This is a genomic window from Mesorhizobium sp. LEGMi-168a (genome assembly GCF_058312955.1).
This window is the reverse complement of the sequence record NZ_JBZEGV010000012.1, coordinates 85,456-105,772: the sequence shown is the minus strand read 5'-3', so window position 1 is coordinate 105,772 and position 20,317 is coordinate 85,456. Positions and strand designations below refer to the sequence as shown.

Here is a 20,317-nt window from a genome sequence, read left to right as displayed (position 1 = left end):
ATGGCAAATCGGACGTTCGCGCTGACGAATGCCGGGCGATGGGGTGACGAGGCAGGAAGGGCCGGCACCTCCGAGATCGAAGAGGCACCTGGCCATGATGCGCGTCATCTCCTGCGTGACAGTCGAGCACAATCTCTGGCTTGTGCTTGTCGCGGCGCTGGTCTGCAGCGCCGGGTCCTGGGCGACGATCAGGCTTTTCCATCGCGCCCATGAAGCCAGCGGCCTGCAGCAGATCGGCTGGCATTTCCTCACCGCCGTCTGTGCGGGGTCGTCGATCTGGTGCACGCATTTCGTCGCCATGCTGGCCTATGATCCGGGCGCGCCGATCGCCTTCGACCCGGTGCTGACGATCGCGTCGCTGTTCATCGCCATGGCGGGCACAGCCGCCGGTTTCATCGCCGCGACGGGCCATGCCCCTCGCATTGCCCCAATCGTCGGCGGCATCATTGTCGGCCTGGCGATCTCCGGCATGCACTATACCGGCATGGCCGCTTATCACGTCGACGGCCTGGTCGAATGGAACATGACCTACCTGACAGCATCCATCGTGCTGTCCGTTGTCTTTTCCTGTCTGGCGATCAACGTTGCCCTCAACAGCCGGATAGCTGGGCACAAATATTGGGCCGCTACGATCCTGGTCGCGGCCATCGTCAGTCTTCACTTCACCGCCATGGCTGCGCTGCAGGTAACGCCGCTGGCGCTGCACGGCAACCATACCGATCCCGCGGCCCTGCCGGCCATGGCGCTCGGCGTCGCCGTGGCCGGGCTGATTGTCATCGGCACCGGGCTCGCCAGCTATCTGATCGATGACCGCACGCGCTCCGAAACCTTCGAGCGCCTGCATCGCCTGGCGATGAACGACGCTCTCACCGGCCTGCCGAACCGGGCCAACTTCAACGATTATCTCGACCGCGAAATCGATCGCGCCAGCGAACTCGGCTGCAAGGTGGCGCTCGTCGGCATCGACCTCGACCGGTTCAAGGAGATCAACGACATCTGGGGCCACGGCGCCGGCGACATGACGCTGAAGACGCTCGCCGGGCGGATGAGTGCGCTCCTCCAGGAAGGCGAGTTCATCGCGCGGCTCGGCGGCGACGAGTTTGCCGGCGTCAAGCGCATGAAGGGGCAGTCGGATCTCCTGGACTTCATCTCCCGTCTTGAGGCGGCGCTGATGGCGCCGGTCAGAATCGCCGAGGTCGAAACGGCGACCGGCGCCAGCCTTGGCGTCGCCATCTATCCCAACGACGCACCGAACCGCGAAACGCTGGTCAATAACGCCGACCTGGCGATGTACCGGGCCAAGGCCAATGTGACGCAGAGCGTGTGCTTCTATGAGCAGGCCATGGACGAGGCTGTCCGCGCCAACCGCACTTTGGCCAACGACTTGCGCGATGCCGTCGAGAATGGCCAGCTTGACCTGCATTATCAGGTGCAGACGTCCGTCTCGACCGGCGACATCCGCGGTTATGAGGCGCTGCTGCGCTGGAAGCATCCGACGCGCGGCAATATCCCTCCGGTCGAGTTCATTCCGCTCGCCGAGGAAAACGGCCTCATCCTGCCGCTCGGCGAATGGGTTCTGCGCACCGCCTGCGCCAAGGCCGCGTCGTGGGACAACCCCTACAAGGTCGCGGTCAATCTCTCGCCGGTCCAGTTCGCTCATGCCGACCTGCCGAAGCTCATCCACGAGATACTGCTCGAAACCGGCCTCAAGCCGAGCCGGCTCGAGCTGGAGATCACCGAATCCACCATCATCGCCGACAAGATCCGCACCTTGAACATCCTGCGGCGGATCAAGGCGCTGGGCGTCACCATCGCCATCGATGATTTCGGCACCGGCTATTCCTCGCTGGAAACGCTGCGCGCCTTTCCCTTCGACAAGATCAAGCTCGATCGCTCCTTCATGTCCGAAGTCGAAACCAGCCCGCAGGCCAAGGCTATCATCCGCGCCGTGCTGGCGCTCGGCCAGAGCCTGCATATCCCGGTGCTCGCCGAAGGCGTCGAGACGCACAGCCAATTGTCGATCCTGCGCGCCGAAGGCTGCAACGAGGCGCAAGGCTTCCTTCTCGGCCGCCCGGCGCCCTTCGGCGAGATCTTCGTCTTAACCCACTGCGACGAGATCGGGACAAGCGCAGCGTCACTTGCAGTGCCCGCGCAGGCCGTCGCGTAGGCGATAGCACGCCAAGCTTCAGGTCAGGCCGGCGTCACTGAACCTACTTAGGCAGGGTGTAGGCCATCACGTAGTCGCCGGGCTTGGTGCCGACCGAGCCGTGGCCGCCGGCGACGATGACCACGAATTGGCGGCCGTCGGCGACCGTGTAGGTCATCGGCGTCGACTGCCCGCCGGCCGGCAGCCTCGCCTGCCAGAGCTGTCGGCCGGTGGTGAGATCGTAGGCGCGCAGATAGTCGTCGACCGCGGCCCCCAGGAAGGCGACGCCGCCAGCGGTGATCATCGGCCCGCCGATGCCCGGAACGCCGACCTTGAACGGCAGCGGCAGCGGCGTCATATCGTAGACAGTGCCGTTGCGATGCTTGTAGGCGATCTGGCCGGTCCTGAGGTCGACGCCGGCCACATAGCCCCATGGCGGCGCCTGGCAGGGAATGCCGAGCGGCGACAGGAACGGTCCCATCACCACGGCGTAAGACGCGCCCTCGTTGCGATTGAGCCCCTGCTCACTGCCTTTGGTGTTGTCGCCCGGCGGCGGCACGTCAGCACGCGGAATGAGCTTCGAGGTGAAGGCGAGATAGGTCGGCATGCCGAACATCACCTGCCGCACCGGGTCGACGGCGACGCCGCCCCAGTTGAAGACACCGAAATTGCCGGGATAGATCAGCGAGCCCTGCAGCGAAGGCGGCGTGTAGCGCCCCTCGTAGCGCAATTTCTTGAGCGCGATCCGACAGGCCAGCTGATCGAACATGGTGACGCCCCACATGTCGGCGCCGGTCAGCGGCTTGGGATTGAACGAAAGCCCCGATTCCGGCTGCGTCGGCGATGTATGGTCGCCTTCGATCGCGCCGCCCGGCGCCGGCACTTCCTTAACCGGAATGATCGGGTCGCCTGTGCGCCGGTCGAGCACATAGAGGTCGCCCTGCTTGGTCGGCCCGACCAGCGCCGGCACCATCGCACCGCCGGCCGAGGTGATGTCGATGAGCGTCGGCTGCGCCGGCACGTCCATGTCCCACAGGTCGTGATGCACGGTCTGGCGCACCCAGCGCAATTGCCCGGTGTTGAGGTCGAGCGCCGTGATCGAGGACGAGAATTTCTCGACATTGGCGCTGCGGCCCATGCCGAGCTGGTCCGGCGTCTGGTTGCCGAGCGGCACGTAGAGCAACCCAAGCTTCTCGTCGGCGCTCGCCGTCGACCACATGTTGGGGGAGTTGTTTGTGTATTTTTGTCCCGCCGGCAGCGGCGCCGTCTGGTCCGGATTGCCGGAATCCCAGTTCCACAGCAAAGCGCCGGTGCCGGCGTCATAAGCGCGGATGACGCCCGACGGCTCTTCGGTCGAATAATTGTCGTTGACCGCGCCGCCGACGATGATCTTCCCGGCGACGATCAGCGGCGCCGAGGTCGAATAGTAATAGCCCGACTTCGGATACGGCATGTCGGCAAGCAGGTTCAGCGTCCCGCCTTCGGCGAAGGACGGACACACCTGGCCGTTGGCGGCGTCGAGCGCGATCAGCCGCGCGTCGGACGTCGGCAGATAGATGCGCGCGGCGCAGGGCTGTCCGGCCGCGATCTTGGCGTCTGCATAGTAGGATACGCCACGACAGGTCTGGTGCTGGCGATTGGGGTCCAGCTTGATCTTGGGATCGTAGCGCCATTTCTCCTTGCCGGTCGCAGCATCGACGGCGATGGCGAAATTATGCGGCGTGCAGATGAACAGCGCATCACCGATTTTCAGCGGCGTCACCTGATAGGTCGTCTCGCCGATATCGTCGGGACCTTTCACGTCGCCGGTGCGATAGGTCCAGGCCGGCTGCAGCCGGGCGACATTGTCCGACGTGATCTGGTCGAGCGGCGAATAGCGCTGGCCAAACGGCGTGCGGCCGTAGAAGTGCCATTCGCCGGCCGGCATGTCGCCGCCAAGATTGGCCGTCGGCGTTGCCTTGTCCGGGCTGAGGCTGCCGCCGATGTCCTTGGGGTCGGCGGTCATCGAGTAGCCCGCCACGGCAAGCGAGGCGAGCACGGCCAGAATGAGCGGCGCCCGTCCGTCCGGGCCCGTGAAACTCCGTCTTGCCCATGGGGTCAGCAGCCACAGCGCGATGAGGACGATGATGCCGCCGCGCGGACCGAGCTGCCACCAGTCGAAACCGATCTCCCAGACAGCCCAGCACAGCGTGGCGATCACGAACGCCGCGTAGAGCCAGAGCGATGTCGACCTGCGCCTGAAGAGCAGCCAAGCGGTGATCAAGAAGACCAGGCCGGCGATGGCGTAGTACCAGCTGCCGCCCAGCGAGACCAACCAGATGCCGCCGCCGCCGAGTACCAGGCCGATGAGGAAGAGGACGAGGGAGGTGATCGTGACAGCCAAGATGATACTCCTTCGACTGTTGCGCGCCTGCGATGGCTCTCGAGGAGACGGCATGCCGTCCCTGCCCTGCCGGCACCTTTCCCCCGCCGGCCGCGCCTGTCAAGCGAACCGGAGCGGTGCAAAAATGGAACAAAACGTAGACACTTCTGGCCTTTCGCTGCCGAATCACTACATTCGGGGGCGATGTCCGGCTTTTCGGAAGACATGCCCTTCTTTGACGAACCGAATGCGCGGCCCGCGGCCCCGTCCGGCATTGCCGCGCGCGCCATGGCGGCCCGCAGCGCGCAGAACCGCGCGGCCGACTACCTCAACGGCCTCAATCCCGAGCAGCGGCTCGCTGTCGAAACAACTGAGGGTCCGGTCCTGGTGCTGGCCGGCGCCGGCACCGGCAAGACGCGCGTCTTGACCACGCGCATCGCCCACATCCTGGCCACCGGAAGGGCCTACCCCTCGCAGATCCTCGCCGTCACCTTCACCAACAAGGCCGCGCGCGAGATGAAGCAGCGCATCGGCATCCTGATCGGCAACGAGAATGTCGAGGGCATGCCCTGGCTCGGCACCTTCCATTCGATCGGCGTCAAGCTGCTCCGCCGTCACGCCGAGCTTGCCGGGCTGAAATCCGATTTCACCATCCTCGACACCGACGATGTGGTGCGGCTGATCAAGCAGCTGATCCAGGCCGAAGGGCTCGACGACAAGCGCTGGCCGGCCAAGCAGTTCGCGCAGATGATCGACAACTGGAAGAACAAGGGCCTCGGGCCCGATGAGATTCCGGAAGGCGACGCCCGCAGCTTCGGCAACGGCAAGGGCCGTCAGCTCTACAAGGCCTATCAGGAACGGCTGCAGACGCTGAATACCTGCGACTTCGGCGATCTGCTCTATCACCCGATCCGCATCTTCCGCGCCTATCCGGACGTGCTGAAGGACTATCACCGCAAGTTCAAATACATCCTGGTCGACGAGTATCAGGACACCAACACCGCGCAGTACATGTGGCTGCGGCTGCTGGCGCAGCGGCCGCAATCCTCCCCCCCTGAGGGGGAGGTGCCCGCGGAGCGGGCGGAGGGGGTCGCCTCAGAAGGCACCGCCCAGTCGTCGACCTTCAGGGCGTCGAGCACTGCCGCGAGGACCCCACCCGACCGGGCTTCGCTCGGCCACCCTCCCCTCAAGGGGGAGGGAAATCGCCGCCCGGCCACCGTAAACATCTGCTGCGTCGGCGACGACGACCAGTCGATCTATGGCTGGCGCGGCGCCGAGGTCGACAACATCCTGCGCTTCGACAAGGATTTCCCGGGCGCCACCATCATACGGCTGGAGCGCAACTATCGCTCCACCGCGCATATCCTGGGTGCCGCCTCGCATCTGATCGCCCACAATGAGGGCCGCTTCGGCAAGACGCTGTTCACCGACCGCGACGACCCCGAGGACGACAAGGTGCATGTCCATGCCGCCTGGGACTCCGAGGAAGAAGCGCGCGCCGTTGGCGAGGCGATCGAGGCCTATCAGCGGCAGAAGCACAATCTGAACGACATGGCGATTCTCGTCCGCGCGTCCTTCCAGATGCGCGCCTTCGAAGACCGCTTCATCACGCTCGGCCTCAACTATCGCGTCATCGGCGGCCCGCGCTTCTACGAGCGGCTGGAAATCCGCGATGCGCTCGCCTTCTTCCGCGTCGTCGCCAACGGCGGCGACGACCTCGCCTTCGAGCGCATCGTCAATGTGCCGAAGCGAGGGCTGGGCGAAGCCACCATCCGCCAGATCCACGACACGGCGCGCGCGCTGCGCATCCCTATGCTGGAAGCCGCCGGCAACCTCGCCGAAAGCGACGAGCTGAAGCCGAAGCCGCGCGCGGCGCTGCGCGAGGTCGCGGCCAATTTCGAGCGCTGGCAGAAGGCGCTGGAGACCACGCCGCACACCGAGCTCGCCGAGACCATCCTCGAGGAAGGCGGCTACACCGACATGTGGAAGAACGACCGTTCGGCGGAAGCGCCCGGACGGCTGGAAAACCTCAAGGAGCTGATCCGCTCCATGGAGGAGTATGAATCGCTGCGTTCCTTCCTCGAGCATGTCGCTTTGGTCATGGAGGCCGAGCAGGGCGAGTCGCTCGATGCGGTCTCGATCATGACGCTGCATTCGGCCAAGGGCCTCGAATTCGAGACCGTCTTCCTGCCCGGCTGGGAGGAAGGTCTTTTCCCCCACCAGCGCGCGCTGGATGAAGGCGGACGCTCCGGACTGGAGGAAGAGCGCCGGCTTGCCTATGTCGGCCTGACGCGCGCCAAGAGGAACCTGCACATCTGGTTCGTCTCCAACCGCCTCATCCATGGCCTGTGGCAATCGACGATCCCGTCGCGCTTCCTCGACGAACTGCCAGAAACCCATGTCGACGTCGCCGACAGCGGCAATTCCTATGGCGGCTACGGCAATCCCTATGGCGGCGGCGCGTTCGCCACAGGCCGCGGCGGCGGCCGGCAAAACCCCTATGGCGCGTCGCGCTTCGACAATATCGGCGCCAAGGACCAAGGCAGCTTCTCCAATACCTATGCCACGCCCGGCTGGCAGCGCGCGCAGGCCAACCGCACCGAAGCGACCGACCGCAACTGGGGCACCCGCTCCGGTCACCAGGTCGAGCGCATCGGCTATGGCGAGACCGATAGCGGCTACGGCGCCGGCCGCACCAGCGTGAAAGGCCGCACCATCGAGGGCGAACTGGTCGCCAAATCCGTCGCCGACACGCCGTCCGCCTTCAGCGTCGGCGACCGCGTGTTCCACCAGAAATTCGGCAACGGCAACATCGCGGCAATAGACGGCAACAAGCTGACCATCGACTTCGACAAGGCCGGCCAGAAGCGCGTGCTGGACGGTTTCGTCACCAGCGTCTGAGAGCAGTCGCCGTCAGCGAACCGCGGCCCCTCACCGATAGCGCGCCTGGTTCCATTTGTGGCCGAGCAGCGACAGGATGATGATCAGCCCGTTGAAGAACTGGACATAGAAGCCGCTCAGCCCCGCCGCCACGACTCCGGTCTGGATGAACGACACGGTCACCGCGCCGATCGCGCCGCCGACCACGGTGCCGATGCCGCCCCAGGTCGGCGTGCCGCCGACGAACACCGACGCCAGCACCGGCAGGAGATAGCCGTCGCCCGCCGTCGGCCACCAGGTGAAGTTGATCATCACGGAGAAGGTGCCGGCGATCGCGGCGCCGATGCCGACGAAGACGAACACTTTCACCCGCACAAGCTTGACGTCGATGCCCATCTGCTTGGCGCTGTCCGGATTGTCGCCGACCACCTTGACCTGCGCGCCGAAGCGGTGGCGGTTGTAGAGCAGCGCCGAGAAGATGACGAAGGCGATGGCCCAGAAGATCTGCACCGGGATGCCCCAGATCTGGCTGGAGAAGATCGCGTAAGCCGAGCTGTCGGCAAGGCTGGTCAGCGCCGTCGACTTGCCCTCGTTGATGATCTGGATCAGCCCGCGCAGCAGGAAATTCATGCCGAGCGTGGCGATCAGCGACGACAGGCCGCCATAGACCACCAGCGAGCCGACGAGGAAACCGAGCAGCGTGCCGGTGACGAGAGCCGCCGCGATGCCGAGGAACGGATCGTAGCCGGCCTGCACGACCAGCGCGAAAACCCAGGAAGCAAAACCCATCGTCGCCGGGAACGACAGGTCGATCTCGCCGCAGGTGACGACGAAGACCAGCGGCACCACCACGAACAGCGCCACGGGAAGCGTGGTGAGCACGGAGCTGTAGAGATACCAGGTGGTGAAGACGGTCGGATTGGCGATCATGAACACCGCCATCATAACGATGAACACGGCGAGCGTGCCAAGCGAGGCGCGGTTGTCGAGAATGAAGCCGCGCAGCCAGTTGTCGGAGGGATGGCGCCATTCCTTGGCCGCCTGGCCGCTTGCCCTTCCGAGTGGAGTTTGCAGATCGGGTTCCATGGCTTTGCTCATCACGCTCTCTGCTCCGCTCCGCCAGTCTCGTGCAGCCCCGGCAGGCCGCCAGGGTGTGCTACGTCTTCCATGAAGTTGATGAGGTCCTCTGCCGACTTGACCTCGCTGCGGTCGGCGGTCAGCGCCACCTTGCCGCGGTCGAGCACCACGAAACGGTCGGCGATGTCGAAGACATGGTGGATGTTGTGGCCGATGAACAGGATCGAGCGGCCGCTCGCCCGCACTTGGCGCACGAAATGGAACACCTTGGCGGTTTCGGTCAGCGACAGCGCTGTCGTCGGCTCGTCGAGGATGATCAGCTCCGCCTGCTTGTAGATGGCGCGCGCGATCGCCACGCCCTGGCGTTCGCCGCCCGAAAGCTGGCCGACGATCGAGTGCGGCGTGAACACTTTCGAGGTGAAGCCGATCTCGCGCATCAGCCGGCTCGCCTCCTCGATCTCTTTGTTGACCTTGAGCCAGCCGAGGAAGCCGGTGAGCTCGCGGCCCATGAAGATGTTGCGCACGATCGTCTGCTGCACGGCAAGAGCCCGGTCCTGGAACACCGTCTCGATGCCGGCGTCGCGCGAGCGCGCGGCGCTCCATCCGGTGACCGGCTTGCCGCGCACCAGGATCTCGCCGCTGGTCGGCTTGACCACGCCGGACAGGATCTTGATCAGCGTCGACTTGCCGGCGCCGTTGTCGCCGATCAGGCCGACCACCTCGCCGCGATCGACGCTGAGATTGACCCCGCCCAGCGCATAGACCTGGCCATAGGATTTCTTGATGTCGCGCAATTCGATGATGCGTTCGGCCATGGCAATCCTCGCTCGAGTGTCGCTTGCCGGCCTTTCGCCGGCGGTCCAGCCGGCCGGGTCGAGCCCGGCCGGCTGCCTGGGAGGTCAGCGCAGCGCCTGCTTGGCGAGCTCTGAGACGACCTGGTAATTCTCCGGCGTGACGAAGCCGGCGCCGGTGTCGACATTCATCGGCGCCAGCCCGAGCACCACCTGCTGGCAGAGGCTGAGGATCGGCAGGTAGCCCTGCAGGAACGGCTGCTGGTCGGCCGTGAGCTGCACCCAGCCGCCCTTGAAGCCTTCGACGATCTGCGGGCTGGTGTCGAAGCCGAAGTTGAAGATGTCGCCGGGCTTGCGTCCCGCCGCCTGCATGTAGGTGGCGACGTTGCCGAGCATCTGTCCGCCCGGGTAGCCGACCGCCTTGACGTCGGGATGGTTGAGCAGCGCCGCGGTGATCACCGGAATGGCGAGGTTGGGATCGGAAGCCCACTCGCCGCTCGGCGGTGAGGAAAGCTGGATCACCTCGACGCCCGCGTCCTTCAAGGCCGCGACCGTGCCGCGCTCGCGGGCACCGCGGTTCTCGTTCTCGAACGGGCCGATCATGATCGCCTTGTCGCCGGCCTTGAGCTTGCCGAGCTTGAACGCCTCGGCGCCGAGCGCGCGACCCTGCTGCTCCTGCTGCGCGCCGACATAGCCGCCGCCGAACGCCGCGACCACCTTCGGCACCGGCACGTTCTGGTACATCATCTGGATGCCGTCCTTATGCGCCTGCGCGGCCAGCGGCATGATCGCCGCGTCGCCCGGATGGCCCATCATGGCGATGCCCTGCGGCTTGACGGCGACCGCTTCGCGCAATTGCTGCACCATCTTCTCGACGTCCCACTGGGAGAAGATATAGTCGACCTTCGGCCCGAGATCGGCCGCCGCCTGCTTGGCGCCATTGTAGACGATGGTGCCGAAGGCGTCGCCCTCGGCGCCGCCGACGAAGAAGCGGATGTGGACGTCCTTGCACCATTGGGCGTCGAGCGCCTGCGCCGGCAAGGTGGAGATCGAGGCGCAGAGCGCCGTGGCAGCCGCCACGACGGTCGAGCGCAGAACAGTCCTTCTGGTCGTGATGCTCATGCACGTTCCTCCCTTTTGACCCCTCGCAACGGAGGGTTTTCGAATTGATCTGTGTCCTCGATCGGCCGGCTCCTCCTGCCGGCCGGTTCCTCACATCGGGTTCGGCAGGTAGCTGGCGCCTCCCCTGCACTGCTTCAGATAATCCAGCGCCCGCTTTTGCCCGGTGATCTCGAGGTCGCCGCGATAGACCGGGTCGTGCCAGCCTTCGATGTCGATGGCGCCGTGATAGCCGGCCAGCCGCAATTCGCCGATCACGCGCGTCCAGTCGCTGTCGCCGAAGCCCGGTGTGCGCATCTGCACGAATGGCAGGCGACCGAACACGCCGTGCTCGCGGATCACGTCCCAGCGCACCGTCGCGTCCTTGCCGTGAACATGGAAGATGCGCGGCGCCCATTTGCGGATCTGCGGGATCGGGTCGATCAGATAGACGAGCTGGTGGCAGGGCTCCCATTCCAGCCCGAGATTGTCGTTCGGCAACTCGTTGAACATCAGCTCCCAGGCATCGGGATTGTGGGCTATGTTCCAGTCGCCGCTCGCCCAGTTGCCGTCCATGGCGCAATTCTCGAAGGCGATGCGCACGCCGTTGTCGGCGGCGCGCTTGGCGAGCGCGCCCCAGACCTCGCGGAAGCGCGGCAGGCTGTCGGTCAGCGGCTTGCCGCGCAGGCGGCCGGTGAAGCCGCTGACAATCGAAGCGCCGAACAGATGCGCATGGTCGATGACGGTCTCCCAGGCCGCGAGCACACCGCGATCGACATCGCCGCTTTCCAGCGGATTGCCGAACACGCCGATCGACGACACGGTGACGTCGGCATCGCCGATCGCCTCGCGGATTTCGCCGGCGAGCCGCAGCAGATCCTTGCCGCCCAGCGTCTGCCAGAAGAAGGGCTGGATGCTCTCGAAGCCAAGCGGCAGGATCTGCCTGACGTAGGCCGCCGGGTCGTCGAGATTGGCCCGCACCATGGTGCCGATCCTGATGTCGAGAAGCGGATTTGGCATCATTGTGCTTCCTTGGCGATTGCTACGCGCCGTCCGGTCTCCGCGCTTTCGATGGCGCCGAAGACCATGGCCAGGCTTTTGATGTTGTCGGCGCCGCGCGTCTCCGGCTCGGTCCCGGTCTCGATCGCGCGCATGAAGTCCTGGATGATGCCGCGATGGCCGCCGACCCGGTCGGCGGGATCGAGCGGCGGCACTTCGATCGGCCCGGTCTTGTCGATCAGGCCTTCGCGGCCCGGCGCGACCACCTCCGCCTTCAGCGCGTCATGACCATCCCAGATGAGGCTGCCGCGCTCGGCGACGATCCGCCATGCGCTTTCCCAACTGGTGCGGAAGCCGTCGGCGCACCAGGAACCGGCATAGGTGAAGACCTTGCCGCCGCCGAAATCGAAAACGGCGCTGGCCGACGATCCCTGACGGTACCACGAGTTGGCCGGTTCCCATTCCTGGCAATAGACGCTGGCCGGCTCGCCGCCGACCATGTAGCGGGCGGCATCGAATGTGTGGATCGCCATGTCGAGCAGCAGGACATGCGCCATCTCCTCGCGAAAGCCGCCGAAATGCGGCGCGACGAAGAAGTCGGCATGGATGCTGGTCGCGGCGCCGATGGCGCCGGAGTCGAGGAAGCGCCTGATGCGCCTGACGTTGGCGACATAGCGGCGGTTCTGGACGACGGCATGGATGCGGCCGGCGCGGCGCGCCGCTTCGACGATGGCGCGCGCGTTCTCAGGACTGTCGGCCAGCGGCTTCTCGGTCAGCAGGTGGCAATTGTGGGCGAAGGCTGAAAGCGCCACCTCGCGGCGCGCCGCCGGGACCACGACATCGAACACGGCGTCGGGCCTGGTCTGGTCGAGAGCGGCATCGAGGCTGGTGCCGATGATAGCGTCGGCGAGCTCGTATTCGCGCGCCCTCGCCTGCGCCCGCTCGGCATCGAGGTCGACAAGGCCGGCAATCTCCAGCCCATCGATCTGCCTTACGGCATCGAGCCAGTGCTTGCTCATGGCTCCGCACCCGACCAGGACGACCTTCATCATCCAGCGCTCCTCCCGTCGGCCCCCTCCAGACCGAATGTCACGGCATCCACGGCAGGACCGTAAACGTTTTTCCGTAAACGTTTACGACAACACACCCGATGGCGTAGAATGTCAATCACCCGCTCGCGAAAATCGTCATCAAATGCCTTGGCCTGAGTAGCGGCCGGTGCTAGCGAAGACAGGGGGAGAACCGGCCTTGGCGTCCAGCATCCACGATCTCGCGCGTCACCTGAACATCTCGATCGGCACCGTATCGCGTGCGCTGAACGGCCGTGCCGACGTCAACGCCGAGACGCGCCAGCGCGTGCTCGACGCGGCCAGGAAGCTGAACTATTCGCCCAACCAGTCCGGCCGCAGCCTGCGGCAGGGCGCCACCCGTTCGATCGCCTTCATGCTGCAGCCGCATCCCGGCGACCAGCAATATGGCGAGCCCTTCTTCATCCCGTTCCTGACCGGCTTGCAGGAGAGGCTCGCCGAAAGCGACCTCGACCTGATCGTGGTGATGGGCGCGCCGGGCGACTACCAGCAGGAGCGCCTGCGCCGCGTCGTCGAGACGCGCCGGGCCGACGCGGTCGTGCTGGCCTGGACGCGACGCGAGGACGAGCGCATCGACTATCTCACCGAAGCGGGCTTCCCCTTCGCCACGCTCGGCCGCAGCCGCTCGGGCGGCAAGTCCTACCCTTCCCTCGATCTCGATTTCGAGAAGGCAGGCGCCGACGCGGTCGACCGCTTGGTCTCGCGCGGCCACCGCCGCATCGCCGCCATCCGGCCGTCGCTCGATCTCAATTTCGGCCACCTGTTCATGACCGGCTACCGCAAGGCGCTGCGCCGGCATGGCATCGAGGTCGACCCCGGACTGATCGCGGAAGGCTTCATCAACGAGGCGGGCGGCTACCAGGTGACGCCGCGCGTGATGCTCTCCAAGGACAGGCCGACGGCCATCATCTTCAACAATGACGCCATGGCGCTCGGCGGCTGCAAGGCGCTGGCCGAGATGGGCATCAGGCCCGGCCACGATATCGCGGTGATCGTCATCGTCGACACCCCGCTCTGCCGCTATTTCTCGCCGGCGCTGACTGGCTTCCGCCCGGCGCTGGAGCCGATGGGTCGCCGGCTGGCCGAGATGCTGCTGGCCTCGCTCCCGGCCCATGCCGGTCCAGATGGGCCGCGGATCATGCGCGAAGTCTGGCCGCTGGAGCTGATCGCAAGGGAGAGTGATTGAGCGCGCCTGTCCTTCTCCCCTTGTGGGAGAAGGTGGCCTCGCGAAGCGAGGTCGGATGAGGGGTGCTGGACGGATCGCTGCACTGAAGGACTAAGCACTTATAATCCTTTGATTTTCTTGCGCCTCATTTCTTCCATCACCCCTCATCCGTCTCGGCGCTGACGCGCCGATCCACCTTCTCCCACAAGGGGAGAAGGGGAAGTGCACTCTACCTGTCACGCAACCATCACGTTCAGGTTCTAGACCGCTCGGACGGAGAGGGCCTGGCGGATCATCGGTGCCGGTACCCTCCAGGCTTTGGCCGATCTGCTCGTCAAGAAGGGGATATCCATGAAACATCTGAACCGAACCGTCGCGCTCGGCGCGGCACTTGCCCTGTTCACCGCGCTCACTCCGGCGCTCGCCGACGGCGTCGCCTATGTCAACAAGGGGCTTGTCGGCGTCGGCCGCATTCCGGCCAGCCAGAAGGATAAGTTCGGCGAGACCTTCGGTTCGGGCTCCGGCATGGCGATCGACACCAAGGGCTGGGCGCGTGACGGCGCCGACTACAAGGGTTCGCTCTGGCTGCTGCCGGACCGCGGCTACAATGTCGCCGGCACCACCGACTACCGGCCGCGCCTCAACACCATCTCGGTCGAGCTGACCCCGACCGCTCCGGGCGCCGCACCCGCCGCCGGACAGGAACAGTCGGGCGTCAAGGCGACGCTCGCCGACACCATGCTCTTGACCGACGACAAGGGCGCTGACGTCACCGGCCTCGATCCGCTGAACGGCGTGCGCCCCGCCGCCGGTGACATGCCGATCCTGCCGCAGGCCGACAACGGCAAGCTCGCGCTGGACGACGAGGCGATCGTGCGCCTGCCCGATGGCACCATGTTCATCTCGGACGAATATGGCCCGAACATCTACCGCTTTTCGGCCGACGGCCGCCTGATGTCGGCGACCCAGCCGCCGGCGGCCCTGGTGCCGATGCGGCACGGCAAGCCGAACTTCGCTTCCGACAATCCCGGCCCGGGTGCGGCCGAGCCCGATCCGAAGGATCCCGAGACCGGCCGCCAGAACAACCAGGGCCTCGAAGGCACGTCGATGACGCCGGACGGCAAGTTCCTGATCGCCGTGCTGCAGTCGGCCCCCCGCCAGGATGGCGGCGATTCCGGCTCGACCCGGCAGAACACCCGTGCGCTCGTCTATGACGCGTCCGACCTCGCCCACCTGAAGCTCGCGCACGAATATGTCGTGCCGCTGCCCGTGTTCAAGGACGCCAAGGGCAAGACCAAGGTGGCCGCGCAGAGCGAGATCGTGGCGCTGTCCGACAAGAGCTTCCTGATGCTGGCGCGCGACAGCGGCAACGGCCAGGGCGTCAAGGGTGACGAGGCGCTCTATCGCAAGATCGAGATCGTCGACCTCACCGCCGCGACCGATATCGCCAACGGCCCGTTCGACGCCGCCGACAAGCCGGTCGCGCCGAAGGGCGTGCTCGACCCGTCGGTGACGCCGGCCAAGCTCACCGCGTTCATCGACATCAACGACAAGGGCGAGCTCGGCCGCTTCGGCCTGCACAATGGCGCGCCGAACGACAGGAACAACCTCTCGGAGAAGTGGGAGGCTATGTCGCTGGTCAGCGTGCTCGATCCAAAACTGCCCGACGACTATTTCCTGTTCGTCGCCAACGACAACGATTTTCTCACCCAGGACGGCTTCCAGGTCGGCGCGCCTTACAAGGCCGAGGACGGCGCCGATGTCGACACCACCTTCCTCGTCTATCAGGTCACCCTGCCCGGCCTCTCGGGAACAACTGTCGCCGGCCAGTAAGCGGTGACGGGCGACTGTCCGTCATCGGTCTGATCCCGGAAGGGATGCATCACCATCAGGCCTGCGATAGCATCGCGGGCCTGATTCATTTTCGGTGCCCGCCATGGATGACGAGAAGCCCGCTCGCGGACGCACCCGCGACCTGACCAGCGGCCCCATTCCGCGCACGCTGCTTTTGTTCGCCCTGCCGGTGCTGGGCTCCAACGTGCTGCAGTCGCTCAACGGCTCGATCAACGCGGTCTGGGTCGGCCGTTTCCTCGGCGAGGCGGCGCTGACGGCGACCTCCAACGCCAACCTGGTGCTGTTCCTGATCCTCGGCACGGTGTTCGGCATCGGCATGGCGGCAACCATCCTGGTCGCGCAGTCCGTCGGCGCCCGCGACCTGCCGGAGGCGCGGCGCATCGTCGGCACCAGCGCCACCTTCTTCTTCCTGGTTTCCGTGCTGTTCGCTGTCTGCGGCTGGGTCTGGGTCGACGCCATCCTCACCGGGCTCGGCACGCCGGCGGACGCCTTGCCGCTGGCGCGCGCCTATCTGCGCATCATCTTCGTCGCCGTGCCGATGATGAACCTGTTGTCCTTCGTCATGACGGTGCTGCGCGGCGCCGGCGATTCACGCACGCCGTTCTTTTTCATGGCGTTGGCGGTCGTGCTCGATGTCGTGTTGAACCCGCTCTTGATCCGCGGCATCGGCCCCTTCCCCGAGCTCGGCATCGCCGGCTCGGCCACCTCGACGCTTGTAGGCCAGACGGTCAGCGTGATCGCCATCCTGATCGTGCTCTATGCGCGCAAGCACCCGCTGCGGCTGGCAGGCAGCGATCTCACTTTGCTCAGGCCCGATCCGTCGCTTTTGCGCATCGTCGTCTTCAAGGGCATCCCGATGGGCCTGCAGATGATCGTCATCTCGGCCGCGGCGCTGACCGTGATGGGGATCGTCAACTCCTACGGCTCGCAGGTCGCCGCCGCCTACGGCATCGCGGCGCAGCTCTGGACCTACATCCAGATGCCGGCCTTGGCCATCGGCGCCGCCGTCTCCTCGATGGCGGCGCAGAATGTCGGCGCCGGACGCTGGGACCGCATCGGCAAGGTCGCCGCTTCGGGCGTGGGCTTCAACCTCATGCTTACCGGCGCGCTGGTGGCGCTGATTTTCCTCTTCGACCGCCCGGTGCTCGGCCTTTTCTTGAGCGGCGACAGCACGGCGATCGACATTGCCGCCCACATCAACAAGGTGGCGTCCTGGTCCTTCATCCTGTTCGGCGTCACCATCGTGCTCTTCGCCACGGTGCGCGCCACCGGAGCAGTCATGCCGCCGCTGGTCATCCTGATCATCTCGGTGCTGCTCGTGCGCACCGGCTTTGCCTATTCCATGCGAAGCGTGATCGGCCAGGAGGCGCTGTGGTGGTGTTTCCCGGCAGGCTCGATCGCCTCGCTGGTGCTTGCCGCCGCCTACTATCGCTTCGGCCGCTGGCGGACCATGCATATGATCGAGGGCCGCCCGGCCGCGGGCGAGCCGCCGGACACCGGCCTCGGCGTGCCGCGCCAGCGCGCGCAGCTCCTGCCGGAGACGCCGACCAGCTGACGGCGAGGCCGTCCGCCGATCGAGATCACCGCGCGTAGCGCGCGCCGAACCCCAGCGCCACCAACGAGAAGATCGTGATCATGCCGGCGAAGGCGAGGCTTGCGACGGTCGCATTCGTCCAGCTCGACAGCACGCCGATGCCGATGACCGGCAGCGCATTGCCGCAGAAGCAGCAGACGAAGAAGGCCGAGACCACTTCGGCGCGGCGCCTCGCGGGCGCGATCTGGTTCACCACCTGCAGGCCGCCGCGATAGCCGAGCGCCGCGGCCACGCCGCAGAGCGCGGTGGCCACGATCATGATCGCCATCGAAGCAAAGACCTGTGCCGCGACGACCACCGCCACCGTCGGGATCATCAGGACAAGTGCCGCCAGCATGACGGTGCGGCTGGCAAGACGCGCCGTTGCCAGGATCGTCGCGGCGGTCACCGCCGACAATTCGAAGAACAGCGCGCCGGCTTCAGCGTGATTGGTGACATGCAGCTGCTGCGCCAGAATGCTCGGCGCCAGCGCCGCATAGAAGCCGACGAGAGCCATTGCGCCGAATCCGGTGACCGCGGGCGCGACGAACCGCGCGCGGATGCTGTCGGGAACCGAAAGCCGCGGCCGCATCGGCACGTCGGAAAGCCGTCCCGGCTCGGACACCGTCTCGCGCGTACGCCAGATCAGCAGCGTGACCAGCGCCAGCAGGGCGAGATAGACGGCGAATGTCAGCCTGAGCGGCCAAGGCGCATATTCGGCGAGCAGTCCCGAGACCAGCGCACCGAGGCCGAGACCAACGAAGTTGGTGCTGGTGGCGACGATGGCGGCGCGCGACTTGTCCTCGCTTTCGATCAGCTCGGCAAGCCAGGCCGTGCCGGTCCCCGCGCCGATGCCGATGCCGAGCCCGCTCAGGATGCGGGCGATGTCGAGCCACGCCAGGTTTTCGGCGAAGAGGAAAAACAGCGCGCTGACCACGGCGACGGCCATCGCCGTCATTGCCGCCGGACGGCGGCCGATGACGTCCGACAATCGGCCGAAGAACAGCAGCGCCGCCAGGTTGCCGACCACATAGACGGCATAGACCAGCGTCAGCGTCACCTGCGAGAAGCCGAAGGCTTGCTTGTAGATCACGTAGAGCGGTGTCAAAGCCGTGCTGCCGGCAAAGAGCGCCGCAATCATGGCGGCAACCGCTGCCATGGCGACGCCGCCGCCGAGTTCATTGTCGCGCGTCATGATCCGAGCGTAGCTGGTCATGGAGACCTCCGCTGGTTGTAGGCCCAACGGCTATGTAGTGGCGCTGTTCCGCATTCCGAACGCCCTCCTGACAATCCTGGCAGTATGGTCTTGCGCGAGATCCTTGCGTAACGTCTGTCGGCCGACGAAGGAGGAACCATGGGCAAGGGACGGGTCGAAGCATTCACCGATGGCGTCGTCGCCATCATCATCACCATCATGGTGCTGGAGCTGAAAGTGCCGCACGGCGAGGATCTGGCCGCGCTGGCGCCGCTTTGGCCGATTTTCTTCAGCTACGTGCTGTCCTTCGTCAATGTCGGCATTTACTGGAACAACCTGCACAACATGTTCCACACCGTGCAGCGCGTGGACGGCCGGGTCTTGTGGGCGAACCTCAACCTTCTTTTCTGGCTGTCGCTGATGCCGGTGACCACGGCCTTCATGGGCGAAAATCATTTCGCCCCGGTGCCGGTCGCCGTCTATGGTGTCGATCTGGCACTCTGCGCCGTTGCCTACAACATCCTGGTCATCAAGCTGCGCCATCTGCACGGCGCCGAGACGACCTTTGCCCGGGCCGTGGGCCAGGATCGCAAGGGCAAGATTTCGCTGGCCCTCTATCTGGCCGGAATAGCGCTGACCTTCGTCAGTCAATGGATCGGCGTGGCCATCTACGTGCTGGTGGCGACCATCTGGTTCGCGCCAGACAAGCGTTTCGAACGTCTGATCGAAAAATAGCGTCCTACTGCCGCATCGCCTTCAGCTTCTCGGCAACGGAAGCGGCCAGGTCGGCATAGCGCTCCTCCAGCCGCTCGGCCGCCTTGATGACGGGAAAATCGTGGCCGAACTTCTCCAGCGCCAGACGCAGCTTCTCGGCGAAGTCAGCCTGTTTCTCCAGCGCGGCGAACAGTGTCTTGATCTGCGCCTCGCTGATATCGGGATTGGCGAGCATTTTCGGCACCTCGCGGCCCATCTGGTCGCCGGTGGCGGTCTGCTCCTTCAGGATGCCGATCCAATCGGTCAAAACCGAACTCCTTTTCTGAGCAGCATGCGCGGCGCGAGCTATCGCGGTCAACCCGTTGCCACCATTGCGGTCAACCCGTTGCCGCCATCGCGGTCGACCCGTTGCCGCCATCGCGGTCGACCATTGCGGCGATCGAGGCTTGTCTCGGCCTCGACCGGCGTTAAGTTCGGCTCGACCCCCGAACAAGGACATCGACCATGACCAGCGACGCCGAAATCCAGACCGCCCTCCCCGCTTTCGCCTCCGGCAATGTCGCCGTCATCACCGGTGGCGCCAGCGGCATCGGCCTTGCCGCCGCCAAGCGGTTCGCGGCCATCGGCATGAAGACCGTGATTGCCGATATCGGTGGCGTGCGCCTCGACCAGGCGCGGCAGGCGGTCGCCGCCATTGCCGGGGACGATGCCGTTCTCCCGATCCCCACCGACGTCTCCAAGCTCGATGAGGTCGACCGGCTAGCGGAACTCACCCATGGCGCATTCGGCGCGGTCTCGGTGCTGATGAACAATGCCGGCGTCGGCTACAATCCGGGCAAGCCGTGGGAAAACCGTGATGCCTGGAAGCGGCTGCTGGACGTCAATTTCTGGGGCGTCGTGCATGGCGTCGAGGCCTTCGCGCCGCGCATGCTGGCCGCGGGCGGGCCCGGCCTGATCATCAATACCGGCTCCAAGCAAGGCATCACCACGCCGCCCGGCAATCTCGCCTACAACGTCTCCAAGGCCGGCGTGAAGACATTCACCGAGGGGCTGGCGCATGCGCTACGCAACGAGCCTGGCGCAAAGGTCTCGGCCCATCTGCTCATTCCTGGCTTCACCTATACCGGCCTGACCGAGGGCGCGACGGAAAAGCCGGCCGGCGCCTGGACGGGCGAGCAGGTGATCGATTTCATGCTGGCTTCGCTCAAGCACGGCGACTTCTACATCCTGTGCCCGGACAACGAGGTCGCGCGGCCGATGGACGAAAAGCGCATGGCCTGGGCGATCGGCGACATCATCGAAAACCGCCCCGCCCTGTCCCGCTGGCATCCGGACCACAAGGACGCGTTCGCGGCCTTCATGAACCGCTGACAGG

15 protein-coding genes are annotated in these 20,317 nt (G+C 65.7%); 7 read left to right on the top strand and 8 right to left on the bottom strand.

Features of this window, described 5'->3' with window-relative positions:
- Positions 1-94: 94 nt before the first annotated feature.
- Positions 95-2,167, top strand: a complete 2,073-nt coding sequence (locus AC4FWB_RS17555) for a putative bifunctional diguanylate cyclase/phosphodiesterase (RefSeq protein WP_491027535.1) — start codon at positions 95-97, stop codon at positions 2,165-2,167.
- A 43-nt stretch (positions 2,168-2,210) separates the two neighbouring features.
- On the opposite strand, the gene AC4FWB_RS17550 is transcribed toward AC4FWB_RS17555, so the two are convergent.
- Positions 2,211-4,529: a glucose/quinate/shikimate family membrane-bound PQQ-dependent dehydrogenase gene (locus AC4FWB_RS17550; protein WP_491027534.1), complete on the bottom strand. Its 2,319-nt coding sequence runs from the start codon at positions 4,527-4,529 to the stop codon at positions 2,211-2,213.
- A 183-nt stretch (positions 4,530-4,712) separates the two neighbouring features.
- On the opposite strand from AC4FWB_RS17550, the gene AC4FWB_RS17545 reads away from it, so the two are divergent.
- A complete protein-coding gene (locus AC4FWB_RS17545) occupies positions 4,713-7,409 on the top strand; it encodes an ATP-dependent helicase (protein ID WP_491027533.1) in 2,697 nt (898 codons plus the stop codon).
- Between the two features lie 30 nt (positions 7,410-7,439).
- Here the strand turns inward: AC4FWB_RS17545 and AC4FWB_RS17540 are convergent, their stop codons facing one another.
- The 5 genes from AC4FWB_RS17540 to AC4FWB_RS17520 form a co-directional block, all read right to left on the bottom strand.
- Entirely contained in the window at positions 7,440-8,486 is a 1,047-nt protein-coding gene (locus tag AC4FWB_RS17540) for an ABC transporter permease (RefSeq protein ID WP_491027532.1), read from the bottom strand.
- Complete coding sequence (locus tag AC4FWB_RS17535) at positions 8,486-9,280, bottom strand: ATP-binding cassette domain-containing protein (RefSeq protein WP_491027531.1); 795 nt, start codon at positions 9,278-9,280, stop codon at positions 8,486-8,488. The genes AC4FWB_RS17540 and AC4FWB_RS17535 overlap by 1 nt, the downstream gene beginning before the upstream one ends.
- An 84-nt stretch (positions 9,281-9,364) precedes the next feature.
- Positions 9,365-10,378 (bottom strand): substrate-binding domain-containing protein, encoded by a 1,014-nt coding sequence (locus AC4FWB_RS17530; protein ID WP_491027530.1) that lies wholly within the window; start codon positions 10,376-10,378, stop codon positions 9,365-9,367.
- A gap of 90 nt (positions 10,379-10,468) precedes the next feature.
- Entirely contained in the window at positions 10,469-11,377 is a 909-nt protein-coding gene (locus AC4FWB_RS17525; protein ID WP_491027529.1) for a sugar phosphate isomerase/epimerase family protein, read from the bottom strand.
- Positions 11,374-12,405: a Gfo/Idh/MocA family protein gene (locus tag AC4FWB_RS17520; RefSeq protein ID WP_491027528.1), complete on the bottom strand. Its 1,032-nt coding sequence runs from the start codon at positions 12,403-12,405 to the stop codon at positions 11,374-11,376. Before AC4FWB_RS17520 ends, AC4FWB_RS17525 begins: the two co-directional genes overlap by 4 nt.
- 196 nt (positions 12,406-12,601) lie before the next feature.
- Here AC4FWB_RS17520 and AC4FWB_RS17515 point away from each other — a divergent pair, with 196 nt between their 5' ends.
- From AC4FWB_RS17515 to AC4FWB_RS17505, 3 genes are all read left to right on the top strand, one after another.
- On the top strand, positions 12,602-13,627 hold the full coding sequence (locus AC4FWB_RS17515) for a LacI family DNA-binding transcriptional regulator (RefSeq protein WP_491027527.1): 1,026 nt from the start codon (positions 12,602-12,604) through the stop codon (positions 13,625-13,627).
- Between the two features lie 330 nt (positions 13,628-13,957).
- A complete protein-coding gene (locus AC4FWB_RS17510; protein WP_491027526.1) occupies positions 13,958-15,439 on the top strand; it encodes an esterase-like activity of phytase family protein in 1,482 nt (493 codons plus the stop codon).
- Between the two features lie 103 nt (positions 15,440-15,542).
- The gene (locus AC4FWB_RS17505) at positions 15,543-17,015 is read left to right on the top strand and encodes an MATE family efflux transporter (RefSeq protein WP_491027525.1); all 1,473 of its coding nucleotides are present in this window, start codon (positions 15,543-15,545) and stop codon (positions 17,013-17,015) included.
- 25 nt (positions 17,016-17,040) lie between these two features.
- Here AC4FWB_RS17505 and AC4FWB_RS17500 read toward each other — a convergent pair whose 3' ends face one another.
- Complete coding sequence (locus AC4FWB_RS17500; RefSeq protein WP_491027524.1) at positions 17,041-18,249, bottom strand: MFS transporter; 1,209 nt, start codon at positions 18,247-18,249, stop codon at positions 17,041-17,043.
- 138 nt (positions 18,250-18,387) lie between these two features.
- On the opposite strand from AC4FWB_RS17500, the gene AC4FWB_RS17495 reads away from it, so the two are divergent.
- The gene (locus AC4FWB_RS17495; protein ID WP_491027523.1) at positions 18,388-18,963 is read left to right on the top strand and encodes a TMEM175 family protein; all 576 of its coding nucleotides are present in this window, start codon (positions 18,388-18,390) and stop codon (positions 18,961-18,963) included.
- A gap of 4 nt (positions 18,964-18,967) precedes the next feature.
- Here the strand turns inward: AC4FWB_RS17495 and AC4FWB_RS17490 are convergent, their stop codons facing one another.
- Positions 18,968-19,249 carry a hypothetical protein gene (locus AC4FWB_RS17490; RefSeq protein WP_491027522.1) on the bottom strand — a complete coding sequence of 94 codons (282 nt, stop codon included), beginning with the start codon at positions 19,247-19,249 and terminating at the stop codon, positions 18,968-18,970.
- 197 nt (positions 19,250-19,446) lie between these two features.
- Here AC4FWB_RS17490 and AC4FWB_RS17485 point away from each other — a divergent pair, with 197 nt between their 5' ends.
- A complete protein-coding gene (locus tag AC4FWB_RS17485; protein WP_491027521.1) occupies positions 19,447-20,313 on the top strand; it encodes an SDR family NAD(P)-dependent oxidoreductase in 867 nt (288 codons plus the stop codon).
- The last annotated feature ends 4 nt before the right edge of the window (positions 20,314-20,317 follow it).

Coding starts and splice junctions, on each gene's coding strand:
- AC4FWB_RS17555 (WP_491027535.1), top strand. CDS start 95: ATGATGCGCGTCATCTCCTGCGTGACAGTCGAGCACAATCTCTGGCTT.
- AC4FWB_RS17545 (WP_491027533.1), top strand. CDS start 4,713: ATGTCCGGCTTTTCGGAAGACATGCCCTTCTTTGACGAACCGAATGCG.
- AC4FWB_RS17540 (WP_491027532.1), bottom strand. CDS start 8,486: ATGAGCAAAGCCATGGAACCCGATCTGCAAACTCCACTCGGAAGGGCA.
- AC4FWB_RS17535 (WP_491027531.1), bottom strand. CDS start 9,280: ATGGCCGAACGCATCATCGAATTGCGCGACATCAAGAAATCCTATGGC.
- AC4FWB_RS17530 (WP_491027530.1), bottom strand. CDS start 10,378: ATGAGCATCACGACCAGAAGGACTGTTCTGCGCTCGACCGTCGTGGCG.
- AC4FWB_RS17525 (WP_491027529.1), bottom strand. CDS start 11,377: ATGATGCCAAATCCGCTTCTCGACATCAGGATCGGCACCATGGTGCGG.
- AC4FWB_RS17520 (WP_491027528.1), bottom strand. CDS start 12,405: ATGATGAAGGTCGTCCTGGTCGGGTGCGGAGCCATGAGCAAGCACTGG.
- AC4FWB_RS17510 (WP_491027526.1), top strand. CDS start 13,958: ATGAAACATCTGAACCGAACCGTCGCGCTCGGCGCGGCACTTGCCCTG.
- AC4FWB_RS17505 (WP_491027525.1), top strand. CDS start 15,543: ATGGATGACGAGAAGCCCGCTCGCGGACGCACCCGCGACCTGACCAGC.
- AC4FWB_RS17500 (WP_491027524.1), bottom strand. CDS start 18,249: ATGACCAGCTACGCTCGGATCATGACGCGCGACAATGAACTCGGCGGC.
- AC4FWB_RS17495 (WP_491027523.1), top strand. CDS start 18,388: ATGGGCAAGGGACGGGTCGAAGCATTCACCGATGGCGTCGTCGCCATC.
- AC4FWB_RS17485 (WP_491027521.1), top strand. CDS start 19,447: ATGACCAGCGACGCCGAAATCCAGACCGCCCTCCCCGCTTTCGCCTCC.